The sequence below is a fragment of the Galactobacter valiniphilus genome (assembly GCF_003575975.1).
Taxonomy (GTDB): Bacteria; Actinomycetota; Actinomycetes; order Actinomycetales; family Micrococcaceae; genus Galactobacter; species Galactobacter valiniphilus.
The window spans coordinates 1-7,980 of the sequence record NZ_QQXK01000047.1; the positions used below are offsets into that span (position 1 = coordinate 1).

A 7,980-nucleotide genomic window follows, 5' to 3' on the forward strand; every position below is an offset into this window, starting at 1 on the left:
CCGATACCGCGAACCCGTCGACTTCATCTCATCAGCATCCCGCGAGCCTCACCCGACATATGGGAGACACGCCCTAGTCACTCCGGTGTGGGCCAAGCGCACCAGGGTGCCCCGCGCTCGCCTCCGAAACCCCAGAAACGCAACGATCCCCCGCCGTTTCGGCGGGGGATCGTGAAGTGTAAGTGGATGGGTTGGCCTATGAGCCGGGTTTTGTCGCCGCGCGCGGTTACCCCCGCGCAGGAGACGGTCATCTATCTAGGACCGCCGTTGCCGACGGTCTCGAGCAGCCTACCCGGCGCCTCGGGCGAACAGCCCTCGATCGGCGCCTGTCTGGCCTTGCTCCGGGTGGGGTTTACCTAGCCATCCCGGTCACCCGGGACGCTGGTGGTCTCTTACACCACCGTTTCACCCTTACCGCCGCCCAAAGGCGGAGGCGGTTTCATTTCTGTGGCACTGGCCTGCGGGTTACCCCGAGTGGGCGTTACCCACCACCCTGTTCTGTGGAGCCCGGACTTTCCTCGCGTTGCTTGCGCAACCCGCGACCGTCCGGCCAACCCATCCGCGAATCATTCTACTCCGGGAGAGGCATGCGCCCGGCCACTGCCCAGACGATCTCACTCTCATACCCCGCCCCGAGCAGTCGCGCGCCCAGCTCGGTGGGGTGAAGCCCGTCCCTGGTCAGCGCGGCATCGGCCCAGCTGGCGGCGTCGACGCCGCGCAGTCGGCGCCACGGATCGAGGAACAGCCACCCGCGCACGGCAGCGGCCGCGCTCACCTGAGCGTTCCATGCCTCCAGCACGGCGGGATCGACACCTGAGCGCGGCCCCACGCCGGCGACGGCAATCGTCGCCCCGGCGAACGCGGACAGGTTCTCGGAAACGTAGCGTCCGATGTCCCCCAGCATCTCGTCGACCGTGCGGCCGAGCTGCCGATCGTTCGTGCCGAAGGCGAAGATGGCGAAGTCGCCGGCGTGGTTCGGCGCGGGGGCGGCGTCGAGCAGCTGCGCCGTCGCACCGGACTTGGCGTAGGCGACGCTCAGCTCACAGCGCTCCCCGAGGTGGGCCAGCCACGACGTTGAGCGCACCGCATCCCGATGGCACCAGCCGACCCCTCCGACGGTGATGGAGTCCCCAAAGGCGAGGAGCCTCACCGTCGAGGTGCCGCCGAGGACACTGCCTCCCAGCCCAGATACGCCCAGCCCCACGCCGGGCACCGAGCCACCTGCAACCGCGTGCGTGGCGTCCACGGTGGGCGCCGCGCCCTCCGCCGTGGCAAGGCGGCCGCCGGTGCCGGCCACCCCCAAACCTGCCATGAGCGCCAAGACTCCGGCACCCATGCGCCGCCGGCTGAGGCCAGCGCTGCGCATGCTGGCCTCGATCGACTCGGTGTTCGGTGACTGCACGGGCGACATGGCACCCATTGTGGCGCGAAAGTCACTGGTCGCGCTCGGTGCCCGCTGTGAACGTAGGCTGAACGGGTGCTGATCCTGCTTCCCCCCTCCGAAGGCAAGAACCGTCCCGAGTCCGGGGCCCCTTACTCCCCCGAGGCGCTCTCCTTCCCCGAACTCGGCGAAGCGCGCGAGCAAACCTTGGCCGCCCTCGCCGACGTCTCCGCCTCCCCCGAGGCCATGAGCGCCCTCGGTGTGGGCGCCTCGCTGGAACCCGAGGTGCGCGCCAACGTCACCGCGGCCTCCCGGCCGGCCGCGCCGGCCCACTCGGTGTATTCGGGCGTGCTGTACGACGCCCTCGGCTACTCCTCGCTCACCGCGGCCCAGCGCGCCAAAGCCGACAGCAGCGTCGTCGTGGTTTCAGCGCTGTGGGGCGCTGTGGGCTTCGGCGACCCCATCCCTTCGTATCGCCTCTCCATGGGCGTGGGCCTGCCGGAGCTCGGCAAGCTCGCGAGCTGGTGGAAGCCGCGCCTGACCCCGGCGCTGAACGCACGCGCGGAGGGCGAGCTCGTGGTCGATTGCCGCTCCTCCACCTACGCCGCCGCGTACAAGGCGCCCGTGGGTTCCACGGTCACGGTCGACGTGGTGCAGATCCGCGGGAACGCGCGCAAGGTGGTCTCGCACTTCGCCAAGCACACGCGCGGCGAGATCGCCCGCCTGCTCCTGGCCACGCGCGGCACCGGCCCGCGCACGCCCCAGGCCCTACTGGAGCTCGTGCGCGAGCGCTGGCCGCTCTCCGAGCTGGAGTCGGCCACCAAAACGAAGGCTGCGCGTCTCGTGGTGGTCCTCCCCGAGGACCACGCCTTCACGGCGCGCGCCTAACGGCGCCGGCTACATCCACTCCGGGCTACGCACCAGGATCACGCCGGAGTCGGGGCAGAGCACGACGGCGTCGGGTGCGGCCCGCTTGATGTCCGCCAGATCTCCGGGAGCCAGGGCGAGGCCCGAACCCTCCGAGGTCCCGTGGAAGAGCCGGGCGGCCCCGGCGCCGCGGCGCTCGAGGGTGGCCTCGAAGAGCGCCAGGAGGTCCGGCTGCACGAGGGCGGCCGCGGCCTCCCGTTCAGCCTGGGTCGTCGCCGCCTCGGCGTCCACGGCGGCCAATCGGGCGCGGGCATCGGCCCGCACCTCCTCGTTGGCCGCTTCCGACGCCTCCGCGGCTGCCCGCGCCTCGGCCTCGACAATCGCCGCCGCCTCGGCGGCGTCGAGCGCCTCGATCTCCGCGTCCTCCAGTTCTGAGGCCTTCGCCGTCAGCGACTCGATCTCCCGCTGCAGGCCCTGCAGCGTGCCCGCCCCGGCCTGACCGGCGATGAGTTGAGCCTCGTCCTTCTTGATGTGCGCCGCGACGGTGGAGGCCTGCGCCTCCAGGGCCTCGACGGCCGCGTCGGCCTCGGCCCGCATCCCGGCGGCTTCCTCGGCGGCGGCGCGCGCGGCGGCCAGATGCTCCGCCGCGGCGGTGAGCGCCGGATCCTTCAGGATCTCTTGGCGCTGCCGCGCCAGCTGACGCAGGCGGGAGGCCTGGGCCTGCACCGCGAGCAGCTTGAACTGTTCCTCCGGGGCTGCGATGACCATGCGCTCTCCTTAAGAGTTGGGGTGCCGCTAGGGCACGAGAATGAAGTCCCAGGGATCGGAGTTGACCCCGCTCACGGCGACCTGCACGTCGAATCCCTGATCCTCCAGGGCGCGGTGCAAGAGACCCGCGGCGGAGCCGAGCCAGAGCCATTCGGACGCGAAGTGCGAGACGTCCACGAGGTAGGGCGTGCCGCCGGCCGCCGCCTCGCGGGCCTCGGAGGCGGGGTGGTGGCGCAGATCCGCCGTCACGTACACGTCGGCGCCGCTGGCCCGCACTGCGTCGAAGAGGCTGTCGCCCGCCCCGCCGCACACCGCAACCCGGCGCACGAGCGCGGCGGGATCACCCGCGACACGCACACCGCCGGCCACGGAGGGAAGCACGGCGTAGGCGCGCTCGGCGAGCTCCGCGAGCGGGACGGGCTGAGCCAGATCGCCCACGCGGCCGATCCCCTCCCCCGGCAGCCCGCCGGAACTCGGCGCGAGCGGCAGGGAATCCTCCACGCCGAGCGAGCGGATCAGCACGTCCGAGACGCCGCCGATCGCCGAATCGCCGTTCGTGTGCGCCGTCAGCAGCGCCACGCGGTTCTCGATCAAGGTGTGCAGCACGCGGCCCTTGAAGCCGCTGGCTGCTACCGAGTTCACGCCCCGCAGCATGAGCGGGTGGTGGGTGATGAGCAGATCCGCACCGCGCTCCACGGCGTCGTTGACCACGGCCTCGACGGGATCCACAGCAAAGACGATGTTGGAGATCTCTTGCTCCGGCCGGCCCGTCACGGGCCCCACGGCGTCCCAGCTCTCCGCGAGGGCGGCCGGCCAGAGTTCTTCGACGACGTTCCACACCTGGGAGAGCGTGGGGCGGAGGCTGCGAGTCATGGCCTCACCGTACCTAGCCGCCGGGCGCGCTGTCGCCCCCGCGCGCCGGACGGGGAACAAGCCGCACGCCGGCCGCGTTGTGACCCTCGTGAGCAACGAGCAGCCTTCCCCTCAAAACACAGACGTGCTGGTGCTGGCCGGCGGATGCTTCTGGTGCCTCGACGCCTGGTACCGCACGGTGCGCGGCGTCCTCGCCGTGGAGTCCGGCTACACGGGCGGCCACACGGAGCACCCGGACTACTACAGCGTGTGCGAGGGCACCACGGGCCACGCCGAGGCCGTCGCCGTGGTCTACGACCGTGAGCAGATCGGCGCCGAGACGATCCTCGACATGTTCTTCGTCATGCACGACCCCACCACGCTCAATCGCCAGGGCTACGACGTGGGCACGCAGTACCGCTCGGCGCTCTTCCCGCGCAGCGAGGAGCAGCTGGGTCTCATGCAGGAGGCGATCGAGCGCAATCAGGCCAACTGGGCCCAGCCCATCGTCACGAGCCTGGAGCCCCTGACCAACTGGACGGCCGCCGAACCGGAGCACCAGGACTACTACGCCAAGCACCCGGAGGCCGGCTATTGCCAGGTCATCATCAATCCCAAGCTCTCCAAGGCGCGGCAATATTTCGCTTCGTGGCAGGTCCCTGCCTGAGCGCCTGGCCCGCGCCGTAGGGTAGGAGTACTGTGCCCCGCGGTCGGAATCCACGCCGGACTTCACCGACCCCATCGTTTGGAAAGGTCACCCATGCCCCTTTACGACAACGTCACCCAGGTGGTTGGCCGCACTCCCCTCGTGCGCCTGAATCGACTCGACGAGGGCCTGCCGGGCAACGTGGCGGTCAAGCTGGAGTTCTACAACCCGGCCAACTCCGTCAAGGACCGCATCGGTGTCGCGATCGTTGACGCGGCCGAGGCCTCGGGCCAGCTCAAGCCGGGCGGCACCATCGTCGAGGGCACCTCCGGCAACACGGGCATCGCCCTGGCCATGGTCGGCGCCGCGCGCGGTTACAAGGTCATCCTGACGATGCCGGAGACCATGTCCTCCGAGCGCCGCGTCATGCTGCGCGCCTTCGGCGCCCAGATCGTCCTGACGCCGGGTGCAGACGGCATGCGTGGCGCCGTGGAGCGCGCCCAGCAGATCGTCGCCGAGACCGACAACGCCATCTGGGCCCAGCAGTTCGCCAACGCCGCCAACCCGGCCGTTCACCGCGCCACCACCGGCCCGGAGATCTGGGAGGACACCGAGGGCAAGGTCGACGTTTTCGTGGCCGGCGTCGGCACCGGCGGTACCGTCACCGGTGCGGGCGGCTACCTCAAGGAGCAGAACCCGAACGTCCAGATCGTGGCCGTGGAGCCTGCGGATTCCCCGCTGCTCAACGGCGGCAAGGCCGGCCCGCACAAGATCCAGGGCCTGGGCGCCAACTTCATCCCCGAGGTCCTGAACCAGGACGTCTACGACGAGGTCATCGACGCCACCCTTGACGACTCGGTGCGCGTGGCCCGCGCCCTGGGCACCGACGAGGGCATCCTGGGCGGCATCTCCGCCGGCGCGGCCGTCTGGGCCGCCCTGGAGATCGCCAAGCGCCCGGAGTCCGAAGGTAAGCTCATCGTGGCCATCGTCCCGGACTTCGGGGAGCGCTACATCTCCACGGTGCTCTACGAAAACATCCGCGGCTGATCCCTTTCACGCAAGGAGTTACGTGAGCTTCACCTCACGCCTCAAGGAGGACTTGCGGGCCGCCCGGGAACACGACCCGGCGGCCCGCAGCGGCCTCGAAATCGCGCTGGTCTACTCGGGCCTGCACGCCATTTGGGCCCACCGCGTGGCCCACAAGCTCTGGGAAACCGGTCCCCTGGGTCGCTTCCCTGCGCGCGTCGTCTCGCAGCTCGCGCGGTTCGTCACGGGCATCGAGATTCACCCCGGTGCAACGATCGGCCGCCGCTTCTTCATCGATCACGGCATGGGTGTCGTGATCGGCGAGACCGCCGAGGTCGGCGACGACGTCATGCTGTACCACGGCGTCACGCTGGGTGGCCGCTCGCTCGCTAAGGTCAAGCGCCACCCCACCCTGGGCAACCGCGTCACGGTGGGCGCCGGCGCCAAGATCCTCGGCCCCATCGTCATCGGCGATGACTCGGCCGTGGGAGCCAACGCGGTCGTCGTCAAGGACGCCCCGGCGAATTCGATCATCACGGGCATCCCCGCCCGCAATCGCCCCCGCGGCGAGACCGAGCGCAAGCCGGCCGTGGATCCGGCCGAGTACATCGATCCCGCGATGTGGATCTGAGCCGGTTCCCGGCGCCCCACCTGCCCGACGGCGCGCTGGGCCTCCCAGCGCGCCGTCGGGCCTTTTGGTCTCCCGTCCCGCTAAGATGGGTGGGCGCTGTGAAGGCGCTGAGGGTCTTTAGCTCAGTTGGTAGAGCACTTCGTTTACACCGAAGTGGTCAGCGGTTCGAGCCCGCTAGGACCCACCAGACGTTGCGAGGGCCGCACCGACTTCGGTGCGGCCCTCGCCTGTTGTGCTTCAGCCCCGCAGTGCCGCAATGGCGGCCGCGTAGGAACCCACCGTCCGGGGGTGGTCGTGATCGCTCTCGAAGATCGCCGCGATCTCGCCGCCGGGCCGAAGCAGGACGCTACGGCGAGTCGCGTGCCCACGCACGGGGTCGAAGGCACCGTACGCCTGGGCCACCTCGCCGTGCGGCCAGAAGTCACTCAGGAGATCGAAGCCCACGCCGAGCCGATCGGCGGCGTCCCTCAAGGCATAGCGGTGATCCACCGACAGCCCGACGACGCGGGTGGTCCCCAGCGCGCCGTCCCGGCCCGCCGCGGCCAAGGCCGCGAGCTCGCCCTCACACACGGGCGTGAAGGCCAGGGGGAAGAAGACGAGCAGCGCCGGGGCACCCGCGAGGGCGGCCCGGTTCACCGCCTCGCCGTACTGATTGGGGAGCTCGAAGTCGGGCGCCTGGGCCCCGACGAGCAGAGGGTTCAATTCTTCTTGCGGGAGACCAGGCGCGCGGCCTGCCACTGCTCGGAGACACCCTCGGAGGTCGTGGAGTGCAGGCCGGCCGTGGGAACGGCCTCCTGGATCTCCACGGCGCCCACATGGCCGTCCTGACCGCGCTTGGGGGTCAGGAGCCACACGACGCCGCCGTCGTCCAGATCGGTCAGGGAGTCGACGAGCGCATCCACCAGGTCACCGTCGCCCTCGCGCCACCACAGCAGCACGGCGTCTACGACCTCGTGTTCGTCCTCATCGAGCAGGGGTTCACCGGTGAATGCCTCGAGCTCCTCGCGCAGGTCGAAGTCGACGTCGTCGTCGTAGCCGATCTCCTGAACCAGATCGCCCTGCTTCAACCCCATGCGGGCCGCAGCTCCATGGTGGGCCGCCGTCGCATCGCTCACGGTGTACATCCTCGTTCCTCCCAAAGCGCCGATGCGGCTCTCGCGCGGCGCCGGCCCGAAGGCCTGAGACCAGACAACACCGTTTCGGCCCGCACCTCAACACTTGCGAGCCCCGACACGCCGGATACAGCACCGCGACACAAAAGACTAGAGTGATCTCGAATCTATGCCCGCGCTCCCCCGCACACCCGCGGGCCGGCGCGCAAGGGGCGACACGCAGTGCCGATCGAGGAGTAGTGGACGTGGCCATCGAAGAGCCCCACATCACCGACATCCGCAGTGGTTTGACCAACCACCTGTCGGATCAGGATCCCGAGGAAACCGCCGAATGGATCGAATCCTTCGACGGACTCATTGAAGCCGAGGGGACCGAGCGCGCGCAGTACATCATGCGTTCGCTGTTGCAACGCGCGGGCGCCAAGTCGGTGCAGGTGCCCATGGTCACCACGACCGACTACGTCAACACCATTCCGGTTGACCAGGAGCCCTCCTTCCCCGGCAACGAGGAGATGGAGCGCGCCTACCGCAAGTGGATGCGCTGGAACGCCGCGATCATGGTGCACCGCGCGCAGGCGCCTGGCATCGGCGTGGGTGGCCACATCTCGACGTACGCCGGTGCTGCGACCCTCTATGAGGTCGGTTTCAACCACTTCTTCCGCGGCCAGGATCACCCGGGCGGCGGCGACCAGATCTT

General features: G+C 69.8%; 9 protein-coding genes, 1 tRNA gene, 1 other RNA gene and 1 pseudogene. 6 read left to right on the forward strand and 6 right to left on the reverse strand.

The annotated features are described in order from the left end of the window. Window positions 1-183: 183 nt before the first annotated feature. Window positions 184-558: RNase P RNA component class A (gene rnpB, locus DWB68_RS15345), an RNA gene on the reverse strand. A gap of 13 nt (window positions 559-571) precedes the next feature. After that, window positions 572-1,411, reverse strand: a complete 840-nt coding sequence (locus tag DWB68_RS15350) for an SGNH/GDSL hydrolase family protein (protein WP_158588342.1) — start codon at window positions 1,409-1,411, stop codon at window positions 572-574. A 66-nt stretch (window positions 1,412-1,477) separates the two neighbouring features. On the opposite strand from DWB68_RS15350, the gene DWB68_RS15355 reads away from it, so the two are divergent. After that, the gene (locus DWB68_RS15355; RefSeq protein ID WP_119425997.1) at window positions 1,478-2,269 is read left to right on the forward strand and encodes a YaaA family protein; all 792 of its coding nucleotides are present in this window, start codon (window positions 1,478-1,480) and stop codon (window positions 2,267-2,269) included. Window positions 2,270-2,278: 9 nt separating this feature from the next. Here DWB68_RS15355 and DWB68_RS15360 read toward each other — a convergent pair whose 3' ends face one another. Then, window positions 2,279-3,016 (reverse strand): zinc ribbon domain-containing protein, encoded by a 738-nt coding sequence (locus DWB68_RS15360; RefSeq protein WP_119425998.1) that lies wholly within the window; start codon window positions 3,014-3,016, stop codon window positions 2,279-2,281. 27 nt (window positions 3,017-3,043) lie between these two features. After that, window positions 3,044-3,889 carry a Nif3-like dinuclear metal center hexameric protein gene (locus DWB68_RS15365; RefSeq protein ID WP_119425999.1) on the reverse strand — a complete coding sequence of 282 codons (846 nt, stop codon included), beginning with the start codon at window positions 3,887-3,889 and terminating at the stop codon, window positions 3,044-3,046. Window positions 3,890-4,019: 130 nt separating this feature from the next. On the opposite strand from DWB68_RS15365, the gene msrA reads away from it, so the two are divergent. From msrA to DWB68_RS15385, 4 genes are all read left to right on the forward strand, one after another. Beyond that, window positions 4,020-4,535 carry a peptide-methionine (S)-S-oxide reductase MsrA gene (msrA, locus tag DWB68_RS15370; RefSeq protein WP_233548874.1) on the forward strand — a complete coding sequence of 172 codons (516 nt, stop codon included), beginning with the start codon at window positions 4,020-4,022 and terminating at the stop codon, window positions 4,533-4,535. A gap of 93 nt (window positions 4,536-4,628) precedes the next feature. Then, window positions 4,629-5,561 (forward strand): cysteine synthase A, encoded by a 933-nt coding sequence (gene cysK, locus DWB68_RS15375; protein WP_119426001.1) that lies wholly within the window; start codon window positions 4,629-4,631, stop codon window positions 5,559-5,561. Between the two features lie 22 nt (window positions 5,562-5,583). After that, window positions 5,584-6,171 carry a serine O-acetyltransferase EpsC gene (gene epsC, locus DWB68_RS15380; protein ID WP_119426002.1) on the forward strand — a complete coding sequence of 196 codons (588 nt, stop codon included), beginning with the start codon at window positions 5,584-5,586 and terminating at the stop codon, window positions 6,169-6,171. 111 nt (window positions 6,172-6,282) lie between these two features. After that, a tRNA-Val gene (locus DWB68_RS15385) sits at window positions 6,283-6,358 on the forward strand. Window positions 6,359-6,408: 50 nt separating this feature from the next. On the opposite strand, the gene DWB68_RS15390 is transcribed toward DWB68_RS15385, so the two are convergent. Both DWB68_RS15390 and DWB68_RS15395 read right to left on the reverse strand, forming a co-directional pair. Beyond that, window positions 6,409-6,873, reverse strand: coding sequence for a redoxin domain-containing protein (locus tag DWB68_RS15390; RefSeq protein WP_199700478.1), 465 nt, complete (start codon window positions 6,871-6,873; stop codon window positions 6,409-6,411). After that, on the reverse strand, window positions 6,870-7,286 hold the full coding sequence (locus DWB68_RS15395; protein ID WP_119426004.1) for a DUF3052 domain-containing protein: 417 nt from the start codon (window positions 7,284-7,286) through the stop codon (window positions 6,870-6,872). The genes DWB68_RS15390 and DWB68_RS15395 overlap by 4 nt, the downstream gene beginning before the upstream one ends. A gap of 236 nt (window positions 7,287-7,522) precedes the next feature. Here DWB68_RS15395 and DWB68_RS15400 point away from each other — a divergent pair. Further along, window positions 7,523-7,980 (forward strand): annotated as a pseudogene (locus DWB68_RS15400) (pyruvate dehydrogenase (acetyl-transferring), homodimeric type); the annotation flags it as partial.

What these genes read in the sequence shown, in the direction of transcription:
- DWB68_RS15350 (WP_158588342.1), bottom strand. Translation starts at nt 1,411, where the DNA reads ATGTCGCCCGTGCAGTCACCGAACACCGAGTCGATCGAGGCCAGCATG.
- DWB68_RS15360 (WP_119425998.1), bottom strand. Translation starts at nt 3,016, where the DNA reads ATGGTCATCGCAGCCCCGGAGGAACAGTTCAAGCTGCTCGCGGTGCAG.
- DWB68_RS15365 (WP_119425999.1), bottom strand. Translation starts at nt 3,889, where the DNA reads ATGACTCGCAGCCTCCGCCCCACGCTCTCCCAGGTGTGGAACGTCGTC.
- cysK (WP_119426001.1), top strand. Translation starts at nt 4,629, where the DNA reads ATGCCCCTTTACGACAACGTCACCCAGGTGGTTGGCCGCACTCCCCTC.